At 60.8% G+C, this 19,772-nt stretch carries 22 protein-coding genes; 8 read left to right on the top strand and 14 right to left on the bottom strand.

The window, feature by feature from the left end; genetic code table 11:
- Positions 1-129: 129 nt before the first annotated feature.
- Entirely contained in the window at positions 130-732 is a 603-nt protein-coding gene (locus EYD00_RS02665; RefSeq protein WP_006700042.1) for a superoxide dismutase, read from the bottom strand.
- Positions 733-953: 221 nt separating this feature from the next.
- Here EYD00_RS02665 and EYD00_RS02660 point away from each other — a divergent pair, with 221 nt between their 5' ends.
- Positions 954-1,298 (top strand): hypothetical protein, encoded by a 345-nt coding sequence (locus tag EYD00_RS02660; RefSeq protein WP_004440563.1) that lies wholly within the window; start codon positions 954-956, stop codon positions 1,296-1,298.
- A gap of 6 nt (positions 1,299-1,304) precedes the next feature.
- Here EYD00_RS02660 and EYD00_RS02655 read toward each other — a convergent pair whose 3' ends face one another.
- Positions 1,305-1,847, bottom strand: a complete 543-nt coding sequence (locus EYD00_RS02655; protein WP_004440561.1) for a GNAT family N-acetyltransferase — start codon at positions 1,845-1,847, stop codon at positions 1,305-1,307.
- A 96-nt stretch (positions 1,848-1,943) separates the two neighbouring features.
- Here EYD00_RS02655 and EYD00_RS02650 point away from each other — a divergent pair, with 96 nt between their 5' ends.
- Positions 1,944-2,831, top strand: coding sequence for a LysR family transcriptional regulator (locus tag EYD00_RS02650; RefSeq protein WP_004440559.1), 888 nt, complete (start codon positions 1,944-1,946; stop codon positions 2,829-2,831).
- Positions 2,832-3,054: 223 nt separating this feature from the next.
- Here the strand turns inward: EYD00_RS02650 and EYD00_RS02645 are convergent, their stop codons facing one another.
- Both EYD00_RS02645 and EYD00_RS02640 read right to left on the bottom strand, forming a co-directional pair.
- On the bottom strand, positions 3,055-5,403 hold the full coding sequence (locus EYD00_RS02645; RefSeq protein ID WP_034495901.1) for a methyl-accepting chemotaxis protein: 2,349 nt from the start codon (positions 5,401-5,403) through the stop codon (positions 3,055-3,057).
- Positions 5,404-5,569: 166 nt separating this feature from the next.
- On the bottom strand, positions 5,570-6,451 hold the full coding sequence (locus EYD00_RS02640) for a branched-chain amino acid aminotransferase (RefSeq protein WP_004440555.1): 882 nt from the start codon (positions 6,449-6,451) through the stop codon (positions 5,570-5,572).
- 337 nt (positions 6,452-6,788) lie between these two features.
- Between EYD00_RS02640 and tam the strand changes: the two genes are divergently transcribed.
- Positions 6,789-7,559, top strand: coding sequence for a trans-aconitate 2-methyltransferase (gene tam / locus EYD00_RS02635; RefSeq protein ID WP_004440553.1), 771 nt, complete (start codon positions 6,789-6,791; stop codon positions 7,557-7,559).
- Positions 7,560-7,766: 207 nt separating this feature from the next.
- On the opposite strand, the gene EYD00_RS02625 is transcribed toward tam, so the two are convergent.
- Together EYD00_RS02625 and EYD00_RS02620 are read right to left on the bottom strand one after the other, a co-directional pair.
- A complete protein-coding gene (locus EYD00_RS02625) occupies positions 7,767-8,135 on the bottom strand; it encodes a VOC family protein (RefSeq protein WP_004440552.1) in 369 nt (122 codons plus the stop codon).
- Positions 8,136-8,183: 48 nt separating this feature from the next.
- Entirely contained in the window at positions 8,184-8,888 is a 705-nt protein-coding gene (locus EYD00_RS02620) for a helix-turn-helix transcriptional regulator (RefSeq protein ID WP_004440550.1), read from the bottom strand.
- A gap of 187 nt (positions 8,889-9,075) precedes the next feature.
- Here EYD00_RS02620 and EYD00_RS02615 point away from each other — a divergent pair, with 187 nt between their 5' ends.
- Both EYD00_RS02615 and EYD00_RS02610 read left to right on the top strand, forming a co-directional pair.
- Positions 9,076-9,999 (top strand): bestrophin family protein, encoded by a 924-nt coding sequence (locus EYD00_RS02615; protein WP_004440547.1) that lies wholly within the window; start codon positions 9,076-9,078, stop codon positions 9,997-9,999.
- Between the two features lie 111 nt (positions 10,000-10,110).
- Entirely contained in the window at positions 10,111-10,938 is an 828-nt protein-coding gene (locus EYD00_RS02610) for an aldo/keto reductase (RefSeq protein ID WP_004440545.1), read from the top strand.
- Between the two features lie 24 nt (positions 10,939-10,962).
- Here EYD00_RS02610 and EYD00_RS02605 read toward each other — a convergent pair whose 3' ends face one another.
- The 3 genes from EYD00_RS02605 to EYD00_RS02595 form a co-directional block, all read right to left on the bottom strand.
- Positions 10,963-11,574 (bottom strand): LysE family translocator, encoded by a 612-nt coding sequence (locus EYD00_RS02605; protein WP_004440543.1) that lies wholly within the window; start codon positions 11,572-11,574, stop codon positions 10,963-10,965.
- Positions 11,575-11,761: 187 nt separating this feature from the next.
- Complete coding sequence (locus EYD00_RS02600; RefSeq protein ID WP_004440542.1) at positions 11,762-12,604, bottom strand: helix-turn-helix transcriptional regulator; 843 nt, start codon at positions 12,602-12,604, stop codon at positions 11,762-11,764.
- 70 nt (positions 12,605-12,674) lie between these two features.
- A complete protein-coding gene (locus EYD00_RS02595; protein ID WP_004440540.1) occupies positions 12,675-13,433 on the bottom strand; it encodes an SDR family oxidoreductase in 759 nt (252 codons plus the stop codon).
- Positions 13,434-13,536: 103 nt separating this feature from the next.
- Between EYD00_RS02595 and EYD00_RS02590 the strand changes: the two genes are divergently transcribed.
- A complete protein-coding gene (locus tag EYD00_RS02590; RefSeq protein ID WP_004440539.1) occupies positions 13,537-13,968 on the top strand; it encodes a winged helix-turn-helix transcriptional regulator in 432 nt (143 codons plus the stop codon).
- A gap of 6 nt (positions 13,969-13,974) precedes the next feature.
- On the opposite strand, the gene EYD00_RS02585 is transcribed toward EYD00_RS02590, so the two are convergent.
- On the bottom strand, positions 13,975-14,367 hold the full coding sequence (locus tag EYD00_RS02585; protein WP_004440538.1) for a hypothetical protein: 393 nt from the start codon (positions 14,365-14,367) through the stop codon (positions 13,975-13,977).
- 312 nt (positions 14,368-14,679) lie between these two features.
- On the opposite strand from EYD00_RS02585, the gene EYD00_RS02580 reads away from it, so the two are divergent.
- Positions 14,680-16,251 carry a helicase HerA-like C-terminal domain-containing protein gene (locus tag EYD00_RS02580; protein WP_004440537.1) on the top strand — a complete coding sequence of 524 codons (1,572 nt, stop codon included), beginning with the start codon at positions 14,680-14,682 and terminating at the stop codon, positions 16,249-16,251.
- Positions 16,252-16,307: 56 nt separating this feature from the next.
- On the opposite strand, the gene EYD00_RS02575 is transcribed toward EYD00_RS02580, so the two are convergent.
- The 3 genes from EYD00_RS02575 to EYD00_RS02565 are packed head-to-tail and all read right to left on the bottom strand — an operon-like array spanning position 16,308 to position 17,864.
- Positions 16,308-16,658 carry an Atu4866 domain-containing protein gene (locus EYD00_RS02575; protein ID WP_004440535.1) on the bottom strand — a complete coding sequence of 117 codons (351 nt, stop codon included), beginning with the start codon at positions 16,656-16,658 and terminating at the stop codon, positions 16,308-16,310.
- The gene (locus tag EYD00_RS02570) at positions 16,655-17,131 is read right to left on the bottom strand and encodes a carboxymuconolactone decarboxylase family protein (RefSeq protein WP_004440533.1); all 477 of its coding nucleotides are present in this window, start codon (positions 17,129-17,131) and stop codon (positions 16,655-16,657) included. The genes EYD00_RS02575 and EYD00_RS02570 overlap by 4 nt, the downstream gene beginning before the upstream one ends.
- A 10-nt stretch (positions 17,132-17,141) precedes the next feature.
- Entirely contained in the window at positions 17,142-17,864 is a 723-nt protein-coding gene (locus tag EYD00_RS02565) for an SDR family oxidoreductase (RefSeq protein WP_004440531.1), read from the bottom strand.
- 121 nt (positions 17,865-17,985) lie between these two features.
- Between EYD00_RS02565 and EYD00_RS02560 the strand changes: the two genes are divergently transcribed.
- Positions 17,986-18,882: a LysR family transcriptional regulator gene (locus EYD00_RS02560; protein ID WP_004440529.1), complete on the top strand. Its 897-nt coding sequence runs from the start codon at positions 17,986-17,988 to the stop codon at positions 18,880-18,882.
- Between the two features lie 39 nt (positions 18,883-18,921).
- On the opposite strand, the gene EYD00_RS02555 is transcribed toward EYD00_RS02560, so the two are convergent.
- Entirely contained in the window at positions 18,922-19,701 is a 780-nt protein-coding gene (locus tag EYD00_RS02555; RefSeq protein WP_004440528.1) for a VOC family protein, read from the bottom strand.
- Positions 19,702-19,772 lie beyond the last annotated feature (71 nt).

Raw genomic sequence — 19,772 nt, 5'->3', positions numbered from 1 at the left:
TCGGGCCTGTCCCGGCGCATCTGCTGACATCCCGTTTCAGGGAACATCCGCTGATCCTCGTCACAAGGCCGAGGATGACGTCGCGCAAGAGGTGGCTGCCTCGATCAGCAACCACGCTTGTCGCAAGCCTTACTTGGCAGCAGCTTCGTAACGCTCCAGGACGTAGTCCCAGTTGATGAGGTTATCGACGAAGGCTTCGAGGTACTTCGGACGCAGGTTGCGGTAGTCGATGTAGTAGGAGTGTTCCCATACGTCGACGCCGAGGATCGGTTCTGCACCGTGAACGAGCGGGTTTTCGCCGTTCGGGGTCTTGGAGATTTCGAGCTTGCCGTTCTTGACGGACAGCCACGCCCAGCCGGAGCCGAACTGCGTGGTGCCGGCTGCGATGAAATCGGCCTTGAACTTGTCGTAACCGCCGAGATCGGAGGCAATTGCCTGCTCAAGCTTGCCCGGCAGCTTGTTGCCGCCGCCGCCCTTCTTCATCCACTTCCAGAAATGAACGTGGTTGTAGTGCTGGGCCGCATTGTTGAAGAGACCGGCATTGGTGCCAAAGGACTTCTTCACGACTTCTTCGAGCGACAGGTCGGAAAGACCGGCTTCAGCTGCAAGCTTGTTGCCGTTGTCGACATACGCCTTGTGGTGCTTGTCGTGATGGAACTCGAGCGTCTCGCGCGACATGTAAGGTGCAAGCGCGTCGTAGTCGTAGGGGAGTTCGGGAAGTTCGAAGGCCATGGTTTTTACTCCTTTTTGCAGCGCGTTACCGCTCCTAGAAACCGTGTGAGCGGACCATAGGAGCGAAGCTCTGTTTGGGCAACCTGTGAATTATCAAAATGTTCCGCCAAAAGAGAAAATTCCTCTCGCGCCGGCCGCCACCATATTTGTTTCACACCGCTGGCGTACCGTTTTCCACCCTATCGGTTCGCTTTTGATCGAGATTGCAGGAAGGAAATTCCATGATACGCCCGATGATCCACACAGCCGCCCTCCTTGTTGCCGTCTCGTCGGCTGTCCTGCCTGCGTCCGCATCTTCGGACGATGCGTGGAAGGAATTCGTGGCGGATGTGCAGACTGCCTGTCTTGCCGCAGCCGGAGACATGATCGACGACGCCAAGGCGGTCGTCGATCCCGTTGGCAGCGAGAATTACGGTCTTGCCATCCTGACCGGCAGGGCAAAGGGCGCGGATGTGACGGTCAGCCATATCTGCGTCTATGACAAGAAGACAAAGGCCGTGGAACTCGGCAGCGAACTTGCCGGCGATACGCTGAAGGTGGAAATTCCCGGCTCCACCAAGCCCTGACGCGGGTCAGAAACGCGGCGTGGTATCGCCCTCGCCCAGTGCGCGCTGCATCAGCACCGTGTCCAGCCATTGACCGTGTTTCCAGCCGATGGATTTGAAGGTTCCGACGTGCTCGAAACCGGCGGCGCGATGCACGCCGACCGAAGCCGCATTTGCGCTGTCGCCGATGACGGCGATCATCTGCCGGAAGCCGCGCACGGTCGCCTCCTTGATGAGCGCGTCGAGCAGCTTGCGGCCAATACCCATGCCTTTCATCGAAGGGTCGATGTAAACGGAATCCTCAACCGTCGCGCCATAGGCCGGGCGGGCGCGATAAGCCCCGGCATAGGCATATCCCGCCACCTTGCCTTCACGCTCAGCGACGAGATAGGGGAAATTGCCCTCCACCAGAAGGCGGCGGCGCTCAGCCATCGTTTCCGCCGTTGGCGGATCGATCTCGAAGCTGGCGCGGCCATGCAAAACGGCGTCCCGGTAAATTTCGGTAATGGCTGGGATATCCGCCTCTTCACAGGGGCGGATCAGAAGGCTGGAAACGGTGGAAAGGGTCATTCTCTTGTCCTGCGGATCATTCACGCCGTCATTGTGCATTGCGGCGCAGCCAAAATAAAGATTATCTGACTTATACAAACGATAAGGTTTTCTTTGATGATGGATCTCGACCTTCGGCAAGTAAGAAGTTTCATGGATGTGGCCGATCTCGGCAGCTTTTCCGCCGCCGCCGACAAGGCCGGAGTGACGCAGCCGGCCATCAGCCTGCACATCAGGCTGCTTGAAAAACAGCTGGGCGTGCGGCTGATCGAGAGGGTGGGCAGGCGCGCCCAGCCGACGGCGGCGGGCCGCTACTTCCTCATTCATGCAAGGCGGATTGCAGAAGAGGTGGCGCACGCCATCGATACGGTCGCGCCGCATCGCAGCGGGGTGACGGGACGCCTGCGCATCGGCACGGGCGCCACCGCCTGCATCTATCTCCTGCCGCCGGTTCTGGGGCGTATTCGCGCAGCCATGCCCGGCATCGAGATCGTGGTGCAGACGGGCAATACCCACGATATCCTGCGGCTTCTGGAGGCCAACACGATCGACGCCGCCGTGGTGGCCCTGCCCGCCAGCGGCCGCAGCCTCGATATCAGCGATATCCATTTCGATGAGCTGGTCGGGGTATTTCCCCGCGACATGATTGCAGCCACGACGACGCTGACCGCCGACATGCTTTCGACAAAGCCGTTGCTGCTCTACGAGGGTGGCAATACGCGCAAGCTGGTGGATCAATGGTTCGCTGCAAGCGGCCGCACCGTGCAGCCCACGATGGAACTCGGCAGCGTCGAAGCCATCAAGAAACTGGCCGGGGCCGGGCTTGGGCTCGCCATCGTGCCAAGGATGGCGGTGGAGCAGGAAGCCACCTCATCTGGGCTCGAGTGGCGTTCGCTCGAGCCGCCGCTCGAACGCCGGATCGCGCTGGCCATGCGCCGCGACAAACATATGACGGCGCCGCTGAGGGCGCTTGCCGCTGCGCTGGAGGATGTGCGGAAGGGATGAGGCCCGCGCCGGTTTTTGGGCACAGGTCAGACCATCGGAGCCGATAGCGATAGTGCGCATTTAATCAACGTCATCCTTTGGGCTCGTCCCAAAGATCTGAGCACGTCCACAAATCAATCGGTTGCAGATCCTCGCGACGAGCCCGAGGATGACGTCGCGAGGGGGAAGCCTCGGTAACAACATTGCCCGCGCCCTTTGATGACGCGGGCCTCGCCGGCGAAACTCAAAACTCCGTCCAGTCGTCACCCTTCACGGCCAGTGCCGCATTGCCGCGTGCAGCGATCGGGCGGGCTTTCGGGGCGGAGGTGACCGGCGCAGGGGCCGGGCTTGCAGCGCGCTGCATCTGCCGCGCCGTCTCCCGCAGGGCCGAGGTCTGGTGGCCAAGCTGGAACTGCGCCAGCAGCGCCTGGAGGTTGGCGCATTCCTGTGCGAGCCCCGCACCGGCCGCATTCATTTCCTCGACCATGGCAGCATTCTGCTGCGTGGCCTGATCCATGTGGTTGACGGCGGTGTTGACCTCGGAAAGGCCGGCAGACTGTTCCTGTGCTGCCGTCGCGATGGCGTCCATGTGGCTGTTGACGGAAAGCACCAGCTGCTCGATCTCGGAAAGCCCGACGCCGGTATCGGCCACCAGCTTCACGCCTTCGCCCACCGCAACGGCTGACGTATTGATGAGCTGCTTGATTTCCTTGGCCGCATTGGCGGAGCGCTGCGCCAGTTCGCGCACCTCCTGTGCAACGACGGCAAAGCCCTTGCCGGCATCGCCCGCCCTCGCCGCTTCAACGCCGGCATTCAGCGCCAGAAGGTTGGTCTGGAAGGCGATCTCATCGATCACGCCGATGATCTGACCGATCTGACGCGAGGAATGTTCGATGCGTTCCATGGCGGCAACGGCATCGCGCACCACCTTGCCGGAAAGATCGGCCTTCGTCCGCGCTTCCCGTACCGTGTCGCGCGCTTCGCCGGCGCGTTTGGACGTGGCGGACACGTTGGCGGTGATCTCTTCCAGCGCGGCGGCTGTCTCTTCCAGGGAGGCGGCCTGCTGTTCGGTGCGGCGGGAAAGATCGTCGGATGCCGACGACACCTCGTGTGCGCCGCCATTCACCGTCTGCACGGACTGGCCGACGCTGGTCAGCGCTTCGCGAAGCTGGTGCACGGAGCTGTTGAAATCGTGCCGTAGCGCCTCGAATTGCGGCGCGAATGGCGTGGCGATCTCGCAGAGCATATCGCCCGAGGCGAGGCGGCGCAGGCCGCCTGCCAGCGAACCCGTCGCCTGGTTGAGCCGTGCTTCGGCTTCGGCCTCGGCACGCTGCTGCAGCTCGATGCGGTCGCGTTCGGCCTGTTCCCGGTTTGCGACGGCATCCGCCTCCAGCTGCCGATTGCGGATGGCGGCCTCACGGAAAACTTCCACGGCCCGGGCCATCTCGCCGATCTCGTCACCGCGTTTTGCGCCAGCGATATCGATTGCGAGATTGCCACCCGACAGTGCCATCATGGCATTGGTCAGCCGGCTGATCGGCCGGGTGACGCGGCCGACGATGACGGCGAGCGAGACAATGCAGAGGGCGAGCGTGACCACGAAGACCGCGAGAAAGATCACCGCATCGGTGAAGGCTTCCTGTTTCGCCTTCTCGGCGTTGGCATCCAGCACGTCCATGGCGGCAGAAGCGATCTTGGCAATCGTGCCGAGATTTTCCGTGACGGTGGTGCGCCAGCTATCCATGGTAAAGGACGGCGTGCGGCCATTGTTCAGGTCTTCGATGAGCTTGGTTCGCTGGGCGTTGAAATCGCCTTTGAAATAAGTCTTGTCCGCAGTGGCGTAGATGTCCTTGAGCGATTGCGGCGCCGATTCATGCGCCACGAGATCGCCCGTTGCTTTCCACGCGAAAGCCGCGCCGGCATCGAAGGCGCCGAGCTGCTGCATTTCCTGGGCGGTAAGAGGACGGTTCTGCGCCACAGCAGCGTTGAGGACAACGGTGGCGCTGCCGCCAAGCGCACGGGCGGACCAGCCGTAGGATCGCAGCTGGATGAGGCCTGTCTGGCCCTGATCCAGCGAACGGACGGCGCCTTCCAGCGCAGTCGAGCCGGCTTCGAGAGACGCAAGGAAATCGGCGCCCAGCGTCATCACGGTCTTGTCGAGGCCGTTTTCGCGCCGATCAAGCGGCTGGGAAATATTGGCGTCCACCTTCTTTCGCAGGTCGACGAACTGTGCGTAGACATCGCTCACGCGCTTGAGCGGCCCCTGGAGCTTCGCATCTGCAATCGACGGAGACTGCGCGATAAAGGCCGTCATGGCGGCATCCACCTTCTGACGCGCCGCCTGCACGCTGGCGACGCTGCCCGCCGATTTCGAAGGATCGACAGTGAGCGCGGTGGCGCTGTCGCCGCGCTCACTGCGGAAATTCAGAAGCGCGTTGAAGAGAAGCTTGTCGAGCGCGACAAGCTGCGCAACCTCAGAAAAGGCGCTGGCGCGATTGACCGAGCGCCAGGCTTCGTTGCCGACCAAACCGGCAAGTGCAAGGCTGATGGTGAGAAAAAAACCTACAAGTACATTTCGAATGCTGAAAGACATCTGGCGGCCCCCGCTGCCCGGAAGTGAAGATGTCGCAAGCTACAATTCTGTTTTCTAAAATTGGATTAAATTACCCCCTGTTTTCAGGGTTTTTTTGCATCGCAAAAAAATGGCCATGACCGAACGAATGTCTGTCATGGCCGTTTCACGCGAATAGATGCAGAATTCAGACGTCTGCGCCGAGACGTGCCCATTCCATGTAAAGATCAAGCGCCTTGCGGGCGACCGGGCCGGCCTGCAGCTCGCGGTCGTCGAGCTTCACGACAGGCGAAACCTTGGAATAGTTGCCGGAGCAGAAGATTTCGTCGGCCTCACGGAAATCCTCAACCGAAAGCGTCGCTTCCCGCACGTCAAAACCGGCCTGGCGCAGAAGACCGATCACGCGTGAACGGGTGATGCCGGCAAGGAAGGTACGGTTCGGGACCGGCGTGAGAACGACGCCGTCCTTGACCATGAAGATGTTGGCGGAGGCCGACTCCGCGACATTTCCGTTCATGTCCCGCATCAGGGCGTTGTCGAAACCGCGTGAGCGCGCTTCCAGAATCGCGCGGCCGCTATTCGGATAAAGGCTGCCTGCCTTCGCGTCCGTCATTGCCGTTTCCGGCGAGGGGCGGCGCAGCGGCGAGACGGTGAGCGTCAGCGGCTTGCCGGCGTCCATCGGCGCTTCGAAAAGGCAGAGCGCAAACCGGGTGGAACTGGCATCCGGTGCAACGACGCTGCCGGGCATGCCGTGTTCGGCCCAGTACATCGGCTTGATGTAGATCGCCATCTTGCCGTCGAATTTCTTCACGCCCTCGAGCGCCAGGGCCTCGATTTCCTCGGCGGTCATGGTCGGCTTCATGCCCATGTTGACGGCAGAGCGATTGACGCGCTGGCAGTGCAGATCAAGATCAGGCGCGACGCCATCGAACCAGCGTGCACCATCGAATACCGTAGAGGCCAGCCACATGGCATGCGAGGTTGGCCCGATGAGCGGCGGATTGCCAGGCAGCCATTGACCGTCAACATAGGTCCAGGTGGTTGATCGGGGTGCGGTATCGACGCTCATGATGGTCTCCTGTCTCGAGCGTTTCCGTTCGGTAAAAACGCTCCGTCTTTTTGTTCTGATGCATTGCCGGATGAGGAACGCTGTGCGCGCGCAACCGGGCATGTGCGGGAAATCGGCCGGAGTGAATGCCTCTCCCTCAATGAGGTCAAGTTTTAATTGCCGCGATTTCTGATTTTGATGGAAAATAACAAAGCAGCGGCCCCGCCGGGATGTTTTATGAGGCGAAACAAAAGGTTGGTGAATAGATTCATCACAATAATTCATCGATTGAATGATGGCGGGGCGATTTCGCCCATGCGATGCTGACGATCTGACGGCAGTCCGCAGGAGAAAAATCATGGCATGGTCCGCACAGCAATATCTGAAATTCGAAGACGAGCGGACGCGCCCGGCGCGGGATCTCCTGGCCCAGGTGCCGCTGGAGCGGGTGCTGAACGGCTATGACCTCGGTTGCGGTCCCGGCAATTCCACCGAGCTTCTGACCGACCGTTACGGCGTCAATGTCATCACCGGTATTGATAGCGATGATGATATGCTGGCGAAGGCAGCAGACCGGCTGCCGACCACCCGCTTCGGCAAGGCCGACCTCGCGCATTGGAAACCGGCGCAGAAGGCGGACCTGCTTTACGCCAATGCCGTTTTCCAGTGGGTGCCGGATCATCTCGCCATTCTTTCGCAACTGATGGACCAGCTGGAAAGCGGCGGCGTTCTGGCCGTGCAGATGCCTGACAATCTGCAGGAGCCGACGCATATCGCGATGCATGAGACAGGTGACGAAGGCCCATGGAAACAGACTTTTTCCGATGGCCGGTTGCGGCGCAAACCCCTGCCCGCACCGTCGGATTATTTCAATGCGCTTTCACCGAAATCCGTGCGGGTGGATGTGTGGCACACGATCTATAATCACCCGATGAAAGATGCGGATAGCATTGTCGAATGGGTGAAGGGCACGGGGCTGCGCCCCTATCTCGCCGCCGCCGGCGAGGAGAACCGCGAAGCCTTCCTCGCCGACTATACGCGGCGTATTAGGGAGGCCTATCCGCCGATGGCGGATGGCCGGTTGCTTCTGCGGTTTCCCCGCCTTTTTGTCGTGGCGGTCAAGACGTAGGGCATCAGATGCGACGTGCGATTGTCACACGCGGACGCCTCCCCACCGCCCTCATTACTGTGCCTGTCCCAGGAATCCAGCCAGCCCAAGTCCTTGCGCTGACAGGGCTCTCCCCGCCGCTCAGACGCGCGTCGACTGGAGCGTGCGGAATACCGCGTGCGTGGACGAGGATGGCTTTGTTTGACCAACCGGCCAAGCCGCTTGTCATCAGCTCGCGAAGGCATAGACCCGGAGGCGATGGCTGTCCGGGTCGGCGGCCGTGAAGGTATAACCGAACTCCATTTTCGCTGGCTGCTGCAGCATGGCGACGCCTCTTGCCTTCCAGCTCGCGAAAGTCTCTTCCACCTGAAGGTCGTTTTCGACGCGGAAGGCGAGTTCGACGCCGCCGCCCGTAACGGATGCCTTCGGTTCCACCGTGTGCCGCGACCAGAGGCCGAGCTTCATGCCGTTGGCAAGGACGAAGAGGGAAAATGTCGGGGAGGCTTCGACGGGATCAACGCCCAGCAGGGCCTTGTAGAACTCGGTGCTGGCCGGCGGATTATCGACGTAAAGAATGGTGAAATCGGGGTGGGTCATGGTTGTTCTCCTGTGTTGCGGATGAACGGTTTCTAGACCCCGATGCTGTCAGTTTTTGTCAGCATGTTGCCGCCGCTGTTTTTCCCGTTCGCGCCATTCTTTCAGCAGCACCTGGCGGCGGCGCGAATAACGGCCGTCGAGGGGACGAAAGCTTTCGATGCGGTCAGCCCGGAAACTGCGGTAGTCCTGCCGTGTCTCGCACCAGCCCAGCACCACCCGCACCAGATCGAAAAAAGCGAGTGCAAAAGGCCAGATAACCCGCTCCGTCACGTCCCCCTTTTCGTCGCGATAGGTGATGACGACCCTGCTTTCCCTGCGAATCGTATCGCGAATGGCCGCCAGATCGACATGGATGGCCGCAAGCCCCTGCCCCGGACCGACAAGCAGGGTGGAATGATCGAGTTCCTCCCGCAGGGCTTCGGGCAGAACGGCGCCGATCTTGACGAGTGCGGCGCGCGCAGCCTCCGCCAGTCCGGCATCGGCGCGGCCCGCCACCCAGCGCGAGCCGAGCACCAGCGCCTCGATTTCGTGCTGGGAAAACATCAACGGCGGCAGCAGGAAACCGGGACGCAGCACATAACCCACGCCCGCTTCGCCCTCGATATCGGCGCCCTGCGCCTGAAGCGTTGCCATATCACGGTAGAGCGTGCGCAGGCTGACGCCGGTCTTCGCGGCAAGGGCTGCACCACTCACCGGCATGCGGTGGGAACGAAGAATCTGCAACAGATCAAGAAGCCGTTGTGAACGTGACACGCGACATTTCCTTCCACCCCGCACGGTCGGATCATCTATTGACGATGCCCGCAATAGACGCGTAGCGCTGCCAGCCGCCGTGCGCAACCACGCAAAAAAGGGTGGACAAGGCCGCGTAGCCAGCATGTAGATAGGGTCGGGCATTTTCACGCGCCCCCACCCGCCACAGGCATTTCGAGTTTCCACCATGATCGTTCGTCCAAAACCGAACCTGCTGCAGCTTTTCCTCATCGTGCGCGGCTCCATCATCGTCCGCATCTTTCCGCAGGTGCTTGCGGTTTTCCTGCTGTCGACGCTGGTGGTCTGGGCGCACAAGGATCGCCCGGATCTGGTGCCGGCGCTAAATGGAGCGCCGTTCTCGCTGCTCGGCATCGCGCTTTCGGTGTTTCTCGGTTTTCGCGCCAATGCCTGTTACGATCGCTGGTGGGAAGCCCGCAAGCAGTGGGGCGCTCTGATTACCGTGGCCCGCACGCTGGCACGCCAGACCGTGATGCTGGAAGGCCGGCAGGATGTGGCCGATCCCGTCACCCGCAGACGGATCACCGATCTTGTCATCGCCTTCTGTCACGCGCTGGTCTCACATCTGCGTCCGGCGAATGCGACGGTCGCCACCGACCTCGTTCCGGAGGACCTTTCGCAGACCTATGCCTGCAGCCGCAACAGGCCGGACATGCTGCTGCGCGAAATCTCCGGCGCCATCGTCGCCGCTCATGGCAAAGGCCAGATCAGCGATATACAGTTGCAGATGCTGGATGCGACCGTGCAGCAGATGGGCGCCGCACAGGCTTCGTGCGAGCGCATTCGCCACACGCCGGTTCCTTTCGGTTATTCGCTGCTGCTGCACCGGACCGCGCATCTTTTCTGCCTTCTCCTGCCGTTCGGTTTCACCGATCTGCTCGGCTGGGCGACGCCTTTCACGAGTACGTTGATCGCCTATACGTTTTTCGGCCTCGATGCGCTGTCCGACGAGCTGGAGGACCCCTTCGGCACCGGCCTCAACGCGCTGCCGATAAATGCCCTTGCCACCACAATCGAGATCAATCTGCGCGAGGCGATCGGCGATACCGACCTGCCGGCCGATCCGCGTCCGGTGGATTACGTGCTGATGTGACTGGCGTCGTCGGGTTGAAACCGATCGTGCGGATACCAGTTAATGAAAGACGGCTTCCCTGCCCCCGGCGTCCCGCGCCGGCCATGTTTCAGCAAACAGGAGAGACATCCCATGTATGACGTCAGCGCAAATGGCGCGAACATTCCCGCCCTCGGTTTCGGCACCTTCCGCATTCCGGAAGACGATGTCAGGCGCATTCTGCCGGAGGCGCTGAAGCTCGGTTTCCGCCATGTCGATACCGCGCAGATTTACAAGAACGAAGGGGCCGTGGGCGAAGTCATCGCCAAGTCGGGCATTTCCCGGCACGATATATTCCTGACCACAAAGGTCTGGGTGGACCGCTATCGCCACGACGATTTTCTCGCTTCCGTTGATGAGAGTCTTGCAAAGCTGAAGACCGACTATGTCGACCTTTTGCTGCTGCACTGGCCAAAGAGCGATGTGCCGCTTGCCGAGCGCATGGGCGCGCTGAACGCGGTGCGCAAGGCCGGAAAGGCGCGCAATATCGGCATTTCCAACTTTAACGTGGCGCTGACCGACGAGGCGGTGAAACTGTCCGACACGCCGCTTGCCACCAACCAGATCGAATATCACCCCTATCTCGACCAGACCAAGGTGATTGCGGCTGCGCGCAAGCACGGCATGTCGGTGACAGCCTATTACCTGATGGCCGACGGCAAGGTGCCGAACGACCCTGTTCTGAAGGATATCGGCGCGAGGCATGGCAAAACCGCCGCGCAGGTAACCCTTCGCTGGGCGGTACAACAGCCGGATATCGTGGCGCTTTCCAAGACGGCGACGGAAAGCCGCCTCAAGGAGAATTTCAATATTTTCGATTTTGCGCTCTCGGAAGAAGAAATGCGGGCAATCCATGCGCTGGCAAAGCCAAATGGCCGCATTGTCAGCCCCGGCCACCTCGCGCCCGACTGGGACAACTGAGGCGGTCGGTCATTCGCTCCGATCTCATCGCTCGGTCAGGGCCAGCTTCGCACCCAGCGCCACGAAAGCGGCGGCGAAGCTGCGCCTTAGCCAGGTGAGAACCGCAGGACGCGAAACGACCTGCTGCCGGACCGAGGCGGCAAAACAGCCGTAAAGCGCAAAGAGCAGAAAGGTCATAGCCATGAAGACCAGCCCGAGCTCGATCATCCGGCCTGTCGGTGAAAGCTCGCCCTGGGCGATGAACTGCGGCAGGAAGGCGAAAAAGAAGATCGACAGTTTCGGGTTCAGCAGATTGATGAGGATCGCCTCACCGATGACGCGGGCGGCTTTTTGCGGCTGCCTCGTCTCATTGATCTTCAGCGCGCCATTCTCCTGCAGCGTGTTCCACGCCATGTAGAGCAGATAGGCGACCCCCAGATATTTGACCACGCTAAAGGCCAGCGCACTGGTGTGCAGGATGGCGGCAAGACCGGTGATGGCGGCGAGCAGATGCGGCACGATACCGAGCGTGCAGCCGAAGGCCGCAATGACGCTCGCCCGCGCCCCCTGCGAAAGGCCGGCAGCCAGCGTGTATACCACGCCGGTGCCCGGAGAGGCGGCAACGATGAAGGATGTGATGAGGAATTCGGGTGTCATGGTGGGTCTCTCCTGTGGGTGAAGGGCAGGAGCATGAGGGTGCGTAGGATCGTTGTCTTGGATGAAATTGCAGGGCCAAATCCGCACACCGTCACCCCGGCCCCCGAGCCGGGATCCAGCGTGGTCAAGTCCTTGACCACGAAAGACTTCTTTCACGGCGCGGGCGCGCCATGGCTGGATGCCGGATCTAGTCCGGCATGACGACGGAAGAGCGCGACGATCCGCCGCCCGTCGCCGCCCGGTAAACCGCCGGCGTCACCCCGAACTGGCGCACGAAAACGCGGTTCAGATGGCTCTGGTCGGCAAAACCGGCAAGGAAGGCAACCTCGGCCGGCGGCTTACCTCCGGCCAGCGCGTGCCGGGCCAGATGGACGCGCCGCTGGAGAAGATAGCTGTGCGGCGTCAGGCCGGTTGCTTTTGCGAAGGCGCGCAGGAAACGGAATTGGCTCATGCCGGCTTCCGCGGCCAGATCGGCAAGGCGGAACGGGTGGGCAGGGTCGTCATCGATGCTGCTTTTCGCGCGCCTGATGGTGTCGGGCGAGGTCACCACGGGCGGTTTAGCCGCCGTCTCCATCGCAGCCGCCAGAAGCATCAGCAAGGTCTCGTCGCTGTGCAGGGTTTCGCCCGGTCGTTCCTTCGCAGTGACGGCGGAAAAGACAGCGTTGAACCGCTCCGCCAAAGGCCTTGCATCAACAGGATAGGCGAATTCGAAAAAGCCGCGATCCTTCTGACAGACATCGGCAATGACATCGCGCACGATATCGATGTCGAGATAGAGCATCCGCCAGGCGCGGCCGCCCTCCCCGAGCGGGATACCGTCATGTATCTCGCCGGGATTGACGGTGATGACCTGACCGGCGGCCGCTTCCACCATGCCACGGCCGGAAAGCGATTTCTGCGCGCCGCGTTCGATGACGCCGATACCGAATTGATCATGCATATGGCGTGGGAAAGAACGATCGCTATCCGCCACTACGGCGACGACACCGGGCATGCTGGTTTTCGGCATCAGGAACCGGCCTTGGGCCATGAAAGCGCGCACTCCTCAGATAGGAGCGCGACGCTATCACAGGATGCCCCCATGCGACAGACGCTGCCGCTCAAGGATGCATATGGTTGATCATGGCGAAGACCTGATCGAAATTTCCGTTCTGCGCTGCAAACCGCAGCGGCTTGCAGCGTTCCACCACCACTTCCTTCTCGTCCGGACGATTTTCGAGGATATCCATGACCTCGGCAATGAAGGCATCAAGCGGCATGGCTCTTTCATCCTTCGCCTGCCCCTCACCCATCAGCGTCGTCTGCACGTAAGGCGGCACGATTTCGATGACTTCCACCGGCGTCTCTTCAAGCTGCTCGCGCAGAGCGACCGAATAGGCATGAATGGCGGATTTGGTGGCGCTGTAGGTGGGGGTCAGCACCATCGGCACGAAGGCGAGGCCGGAGGAGACCGTCAGCACCGTCGCAGCGGGTTGCTTGAGGAAATGCGGCAAAAGCGCCGCCGTCAGGCGGATGGGTGCAAGAAGATTGGTGGCGATGGTTTCTTCGGCCGTGTCCAGATAATCCGGGGCTGCCGCGATGTCTTCCGGCCGCATGATGCCGGCATTGTTGATAACGGCGTTGAGAGTGGGATGGGCCTTTACGACAGCCTCTGCGAAAGCGCGGATGCCTGCCGCGTCCGTCGCATCCATCACCATCGAGGCCATGCCGGGATTGGCGGCCGTCACCTCGTCGAGCACGGCCTTGCGCCGGCCGGAAATGATGACCCTGTTGCCGACCTTGTGAAAGGCCTCCGCCAGAGCACGACCGATGCCGGAACCGCCGCCGGTGATGAGAATGGTATTGCCAGAGATTTTCATGGGAACATCCTTTGCTTGTTGGCTGAAAGGAAGTTAGCTATGATACTCTCCAATCGAAAGTAGGCACCCAAAAGATTTATACTTACCAAATGGAGAGTGTAAGATGAAGCGGCATGCAGCCGACCCGGCCATCGAGAACCGGCGCAAGGTTCCGCCACCGACGGATACAGATCCGGCAATAGAGGCGCTGGTTCAGGACATCATTGCCAAGGTGGCCGACAAATGGACGATGCTCATTCTCGAAGTGCTGGAAGAGCACGGCACGCTGCGCTTTACGCAGATTGGCAAACATGTGGGCAATATCAGCCAGAAGATGCTGACGAAGACGCTGCGGCAGATGGAAAGCGACGGGCTGGTGCGCCGCACGGTGCATCCCGTCATTCCCCCACATGTGGATTATGGCCTGACGAACCTTGGCCGCACGCTGGGCAGCGCTTTTTGCGGGGTGTGGATATGGGCGGAAACGCACCATGCCGAAATAGAAGAGGCGCGGCGCCTGTTCAAAGAACAGCCGCCACGCCCCGCGATGGAATAGTCCGGCTCAGGCGAACTGGCTGAGGCCCGGGACCGAGGCGATCACCTGATCGACGGTTTCATCGCCGGCATGCTGGCGGGCAGCGGCGATGGTTTCCTTGGCGAGGGTGGAAATCTCGCTCATGCCAAGGCCCTGGCTCATCAGCTGCTGGCCAAGCCCCATGATGCCGCCGCCGCCGATGGCGCTCATCAGGCCACCGAGCAGACCGCCGCCGCCGGCACCTTCGCCATTATACTGCGCCACCAGATCGCTCGCGCCGGGAATGGCTTCGATCATCCGCGCGATCGGGCCGTCGGCAGCCTCGCGCTGGAGAAAACCGAGAATCATGCCAATGGCCTTTTCAGCCAGTTCAGGGTCGATCCCCGCCTTTGCGGCGATCTGATCCACGACTTCGTTCATTCTTGCCTCCTGTTGAAAAACGACGTCAACTTCTGCGAACTGACGTTAACGTCAACGTAAAACAATCTCATGCGGCATTCAAGCGGCCATGAGCGGTGCGGCAACTTTCATCAAGCGCTTTTTCTTCATCGCCATCAAGCAGTTGTTGCGCCTTGAAACTGTCCTTATAAGATCATCGCAACCAAACTATGAAAGGGCTGCTCCCTGCCGGAGTCTCCCTATCATGCCGGAACACTTTTAATTCGGACATGACTTTTGCAAAATCCGCCGCGATTTTAGGGGTCGTGTTTCAGCCGCAGGAGAAATTGGTCGATGTTGCAGGACGGACAGCTCTATATCGGCACCAGCCGCAATCCGGATGACAGCCTGAACAAGGGCGAATATCTCGAACTGAAATTCGGCAACCGGCACGGCCTCATCACCGGCGCGACAGGCACGGGCAAGACCGTGACGTTGCAGGTTCTGGCAGAAGGTTTTTCGAAGGCCGGCGTTCCGGTCTTCTGCGCCGATATCAAGGGTGACCTTTCCGGAATCGCAGCCGAAGGCGAAGCGAAGGACTGGGTGCAGAAGCGCGCCGAACAGATCGGCTTTACCGATTTTTCCTACGGCAAATCGCCTGTCATCTTCTGGGATCTCTATGGCGAAAAAGGCCATCGCGTGCGTGCCACCATCGCCGAAATGGGGCCGCTGCTGCTCGCCCGGCTGATGGATGCTTCCGAGGCGCAGGAAGGCGTTCTCAACATCGCCTTCAAGATCGCCGATCAGGGCGGGCTGCCGCTGCTCGATCTGAAAGACCTGCAATCGCTCCTCAACTATATGGGCGAAAACGCAACGGAACTCTCCAACCAGTTCGGCCTGATTTCCAAGGCTTCGGTCGGTTCGCTGCAGCGCGGGCTGCTGGTTCTCGAACAGCAGGGCGCTGCCAATTTCTTCGGCGAGCCGGCGTTGAAGATCGCCGACATCATGCGTGTGGGCACCGATGGGCGCGGCACGGTTTCGGTTCTCGCCGCCGACAAGCTGATGATGAACCCGCGCCTTTACGCCACCTTCCTGCTCTGGATGCTCTCCGAACTCTTCGAAGAGCTTCCCGAGGTCGGCGATCCGGAAAAGCCGCGTCTGGTGTTCTTCTTCGATGAAGCGCATCTGCTGTTCAACGATGCGCCGCGCGTGTTGGTGGAGCGTGTGGAGCAGGTCGTGCGCCTCATCCGCTCCAAGGGCGTTGGCGTTTATTTCGTGACGCAGAACCCGCTCGACGTGCCGGAGACCGTGCTTGCCCAGCTCGGCAACCGCGTGCAGCATGCGCTGCGCGCCTATACGCCGCGCGAACAGAAAGCCGTGCGCACGGCAGCCGATACGTTCCGACAGAACCCGGCCTTCAACACGGCAGATACCATCACCACGCTCGGCACGGGTGAAGCGCTGATTTCCACCCTGCACGACAAGGGTGCGCCCTCCATCGTCGAGCGCACGCTCGTCAGGCCACCATCCGGCCGCGTCGGACCGCTGACGGATGCGGAACGCAAATCGCTGATCGATCTCAGCCCCCTCTCCGGCCAATACGACAGGGATATAGACCGGGAATCGGCTTTCGAGATTCTTGCCGCCCGTGCCCAGAAGGCGGCGGAGGCCGAGGCTGCGAAGCGTGCTGAAGAAGAAAATGCCCAAAACCAGTCCGACAACGCCTCCGGCCGCTGGCGCCTGCCCGGCTTCGGTGATGACGAACCTGCGCAAAATTCCAGCGGCTCACGCAACGGCGGCACGCGCCGTTCCGGCTACCAGCGCGAAACGGTGATCGAGGCCGCGATGAAAAGTGCTGCACGTTCGGTCGCGACTTCGGTGGGCCGCGCCATCGTGCGCGGGATTTTGGGTAGTTTGAAGCGATAGCAACAGGCGCGCCGCCCGCTCTCGATGGAGCGGGCGGCGCTTGATTGGCGTGGTTATCACTTCTCGCGGTAGAAGATCATGCCGCCGTGGTAGAGAATGTCGTCCACGAATTCGCCATCGGCCGTAAAGCCGGTGTCGTCCCAATAGTCGATGTGGTTGCCCTTCACCTCATACCGTCCCTGATAGGCGCTCTTGCGGTTACCCCGCGCCTCGTCATAGCGGCCATTGGGCAGAAGTTCCTGACGAACGTGGCCATCGCCGGTGACCCACATGCCGACATACGGATGGTTCTGGATCTCCGCGTTTTCGGTCATGTTCACTTCCGTGGCGTTGCTAGATTTGCGGTTCTCCCCTTCGGCGGAAGCCGCCGCAAGCAGGAGCGCAACCGATGTCGATACGATGTTCATTGTCTCTCCACTCCCGTTGCGGCATTGGCGCGGCGCTCCTCGAACAGTTCCGCAAGCGTGCGTGATGCGGCGATGGCTTTTGGGAAACCGGCCGGGACGGTGATGAGATAGATCATCTCCTTCAGTTCCTCGTCGGTTGCGCCCACATTCAGCGCATAACCGGCATGGACTTTCATCAGATCGCGCTCGCCAAGGGCCGCCATGACAGCGACGGCGGCCAGCTGGCGGGTGCGGTTGTCCAGACCCGACCGCGACCAGACCTCGCCCAGGGCATAGCCCTCCGTTGCCTGCGCCAGGAATGGAAACTCCTGCCGCATGCGCTCCAGATTGGCTTGCGGCTGGCCATTGTTGAGGCTGCGGACGACATCATCGCCGCGTTTCATTCGGTCATCCTGATACTGCGTATTTGCGAGCGCGGCGGCATTTCCACCGAGCATTGCAATCGCAAGTGCACTTGAAAAAATGGCTTTCATCTCAATCTCCTCAGGCAGCCGTTGGGCGGACGACGATTTCGTTGACGTCCACATCGTCAGGCTGTTCGATGGCGTAGCGCACCGCGCGGCCGATCGCGTCCGGCTTCAGGGCGATGGCCCTGTAGCTCTGCATCAGTTCGGCGGCGGCCGGGTCGGTGATGGTATGGGCGAGTTCGCTTTCCACCACGCCGGGGTGAATGCAGGTGACACGCAGATCGCGGTTTTCCTGACGCAGCCCGTCCGAAATCGCCCGCACGGCAAATTTCGTCGCGCAATAAACGGCCGCCGTTGGCGAAACCGCGAGCGCACCGATGGAAGCGATGTTGATGATATGGCCCGAGGCGCGGGCGGTCATCTCGGGCAGAACGGCCGCGACGCCATAAAGCACGCCCTTGATGTTGACGTCGACCATGCGGTCCCATTCGTCGACCTTGAGCGACGACATCAGCGACAGCGGCATGATCCCGGCATTGTTGACGATGACGTCGATCTCGCCAAACGCCTTGCGGCCTGCCTCGGCAAAGGCTTCGACGCTGTGCCTATCGATGACGTCAAGCGGATGGACGACGACCTCAGCCCCTGTCTCGCGCAGTTCTTCGGCCAGCGCCTCAAGGCGATCCAGCCGGCGCGCGCCGAGCACCAGTTTTGCGCCGCCGGCGGCCAGCTCTCGCGCAATGCCTTCACCTATCCCGCTCGATGCACCCGTGATGAGAACAACTTTGTTCAATGTCATGGCTATCTCCTTGCTGTTACGGTCGGCTTTTTCGAAATCGACCGTTGCAGGGAAGATAGCGCTCAGGCATTGTCGCGATAACCGCCTTAATAGTTACCTCAATGGATAGAATTTCTAACCAATGAACATTGATCTCAATGCCGTCTCAACGTTCTGCCTTGTTGCCGAGGAACGGAATTTTCGCGCCGTCGCGGACAGGCTGGGCGTCACCCGCTCCGCCGTCAGCCAGACCATCCGCAAGCTTGAGGAGACAATGGGAATTGCGCTGGTCCAACGAACCACCCGCAGCGTGAGCCTGACGGAAGCGGGGCAGCAGCTTTACGCTGATGTCTCGTCTTCCATAGGCGCGATCTCGCAGGCGGCGCAGGCAGCCTCATCGCTTGGCGGCACGGTGCGCGGTCAGCTTCGGCTGGCGGTGTCGTCCATTGCAGAACGTTTCTTGTCGGGACCTCTGCTAGCAAGCTTTGCCGAGGCACATCCCGAAGTGCAGCTCGACATCGTCGTGACGGATGAAGAATTCGATATTGTCGCCGAGCATTATGATGCCGGCGTGCGTTTGGGAGAGCTTATCGAACAGGATATGATTGCCGTTCCGGTATCAGTTCCCCAGCGGCAGCTTGCCGTCTGTTCTCCTTCCTACCGGGACCGATTCGGCCTGCCCGACCAGCCACGCGAGCTGATCGAGCACAGGTGTATCGGCTGGCGGCCTCGTCCGGGTATTGCGCCATATAGATGGGAATTTGCCGAAAGCGGCCGGGAGTTTGCGGTGGCGGTGGAGCCTGCTTTCACCACCAACGACATGCAGCTGATGATCAAGCTCGCCTGTGCCGGTGCAGGCATTACCTTTGGCATGGAAGAGACATTCCGGCCCTATCTGGAGCGCGGAGAGCTTGTTTCCATGCTGGAAGACTATTCGCCCAGCTTCGCAGGGTTTTATCTCTATTATCCCAGCCGTCGCAACCTTGCGCCGAAGCTGCGGGCCTTTATCGATCATGTTCGCCTGTCGAGAGAGCGATGATCTGCCGGACGTTGCCCCGGCAGATCATCAGCAACAGACTTATTTCTTCTGCGAGACCAGCGAGAAATAGGCGCCCTGCGGATCGACGCAGTTAACGATCCAGCTGTCGCCGGGCACTTCCATCGGGCCGTTGACGACCTGTCCGCCGCCGGTGCTGACGCGAGTGATGGCGTCATCGATGCCATCCACATTGAAGTAATAACCCCAATGGCAGACGGGAACCTGCGGCATGCGTTTCATTATGCCGCCAACGGCTTTGCCGTTATGGGCGAAGATGCGGTACGGGCCCATTTCGCCCATGTCGAAATCATGGTCCTTGGTCCAGCCGAAGACATCGCCGTAGAAGGCCATCGCTTCATCGACATTGTCGGTGAAGAGTTCGTACCAGCCGACATGGCCCTGTTTCGCCTGCATATCCTCAGGGAAACCGCCGGTTTCCATTGGCTGCGGCGTCATGATGCAGAGCACGGCGCCATAGGGATCGGCCACCACGGCAAAGCGGCCGATTTCCGGGATATCCTGCGGCGGACGTCGGATCGCGCCACCTTTTTCGGCAAAACGTTTTGCCGTCGCGTCCACATCGTCGACATCGACATAGGCCGTCCAGTTCGGCGGAATGCCCTGGCCCTTGTGCTCGTCGGTCAGTTCCATGACGCCGCCCATGCCCTTGCCGTCGGCTTCCAGCACGAGATAGGGCATTTCCGGCGAGCCGAAATCCTTGGTCTGCCAGCCAACGACATGACCATAAAAGCGGGCGGCCGCTTCCATGTCGGGTGTCATCAGCTCGACCCAGATGAATTTTCCATGCGTATCGGACATTGTCGTCTCCTATGGAGGGTTTGGCGGGTGTTTCGGCAAGCGCCCGCCGCAGGGCGCGGCGGCACGTTCGT

This window comes from Agrobacterium sp. 33MFTa1.1 (assembly GCF_004328495.1).
Classification (GTDB): domain Bacteria; phylum Pseudomonadota; class Alphaproteobacteria; order Rhizobiales; family Rhizobiaceae; genus Agrobacterium; species Agrobacterium pusense.
This window is presented reverse-complemented; position numbering and strand designations above follow the sequence as displayed.

Coding starts and splice junctions, on each gene's coding strand:
- EYD00_RS02665 (WP_006700042.1), bottom strand. CDS start 732: ATGGCCTTCGAACTTCCCGAACTCCCCTACGACTACGACGCGCTTGCA.
- EYD00_RS02660 (WP_004440563.1), top strand. CDS start 954: ATGATACGCCCGATGATCCACACAGCCGCCCTCCTTGTTGCCGTCTCG.
- EYD00_RS02655 (WP_004440561.1), bottom strand. CDS start 1,847: ATGACCCTTTCCACCGTTTCCAGCCTTCTGATCCGCCCCTGTGAAGAG.
- EYD00_RS02650 (WP_004440559.1), top strand. CDS start 1,944: ATGATGGATCTCGACCTTCGGCAAGTAAGAAGTTTCATGGATGTGGCC.
- EYD00_RS02645 (WP_034495901.1), bottom strand. CDS start 5,403: ATGTCTTTCAGCATTCGAAATGTACTTGTAGGTTTTTTTCTCACCATC.
- EYD00_RS02640 (WP_004440555.1), bottom strand. CDS start 6,451: ATGAGCGTCGATACCGCACCCCGATCAACCACCTGGACCTATGTTGAC.
- tam (WP_004440553.1), top strand. CDS start 6,789: ATGGCATGGTCCGCACAGCAATATCTGAAATTCGAAGACGAGCGGACG.
- EYD00_RS02625 (WP_004440552.1), bottom strand. CDS start 8,135: ATGACCCACCCCGATTTCACCATTCTTTACGTCGATAATCCGCCGGCC.
- EYD00_RS02615 (WP_004440547.1), top strand. CDS start 9,076: ATGATCGTTCGTCCAAAACCGAACCTGCTGCAGCTTTTCCTCATCGTG.
- EYD00_RS02610 (WP_004440545.1), top strand. CDS start 10,111: ATGTATGACGTCAGCGCAAATGGCGCGAACATTCCCGCCCTCGGTTTC.
- EYD00_RS02605 (WP_004440543.1), bottom strand. CDS start 11,574: ATGACACCCGAATTCCTCATCACATCCTTCATCGTTGCCGCCTCTCCG.
- EYD00_RS02600 (WP_004440542.1), bottom strand. CDS start 12,604: ATGGCCCAAGGCCGGTTCCTGATGCCGAAAACCAGCATGCCCGGTGTC.
- EYD00_RS02595 (WP_004440540.1), bottom strand. CDS start 13,433: ATGAAAATCTCTGGCAATACCATTCTCATCACCGGCGGCGGTTCCGGC.
- EYD00_RS02590 (WP_004440539.1), top strand. CDS start 13,537: ATGAAGCGGCATGCAGCCGACCCGGCCATCGAGAACCGGCGCAAGGTT.
- EYD00_RS02585 (WP_004440538.1), bottom strand. CDS start 14,367: ATGAACGAAGTCGTGGATCAGATCGCCGCAAAGGCGGGGATCGACCCT.
- EYD00_RS02580 (WP_004440537.1), top strand. CDS start 14,680: ATGTTGCAGGACGGACAGCTCTATATCGGCACCAGCCGCAATCCGGAT.
- EYD00_RS02575 (WP_004440535.1), bottom strand. CDS start 16,658: ATGAACATCGTATCGACATCGGTTGCGCTCCTGCTTGCGGCGGCTTCC.
- EYD00_RS02570 (WP_004440533.1), bottom strand. CDS start 17,131: ATGAAAGCCATTTTTTCAAGTGCACTTGCGATTGCAATGCTCGGTGGA.
- EYD00_RS02565 (WP_004440531.1), bottom strand. CDS start 17,864: ATGACATTGAACAAAGTTGTTCTCATCACGGGTGCATCGAGCGGGATA.
- EYD00_RS02560 (WP_004440529.1), top strand. CDS start 17,986: ATGAACATTGATCTCAATGCCGTCTCAACGTTCTGCCTTGTTGCCGAG.
- EYD00_RS02555 (WP_004440528.1), bottom strand. CDS start 19,701: ATGTCCGATACGCATGGAAAATTCATCTGGGTCGAGCTGATGACACCC.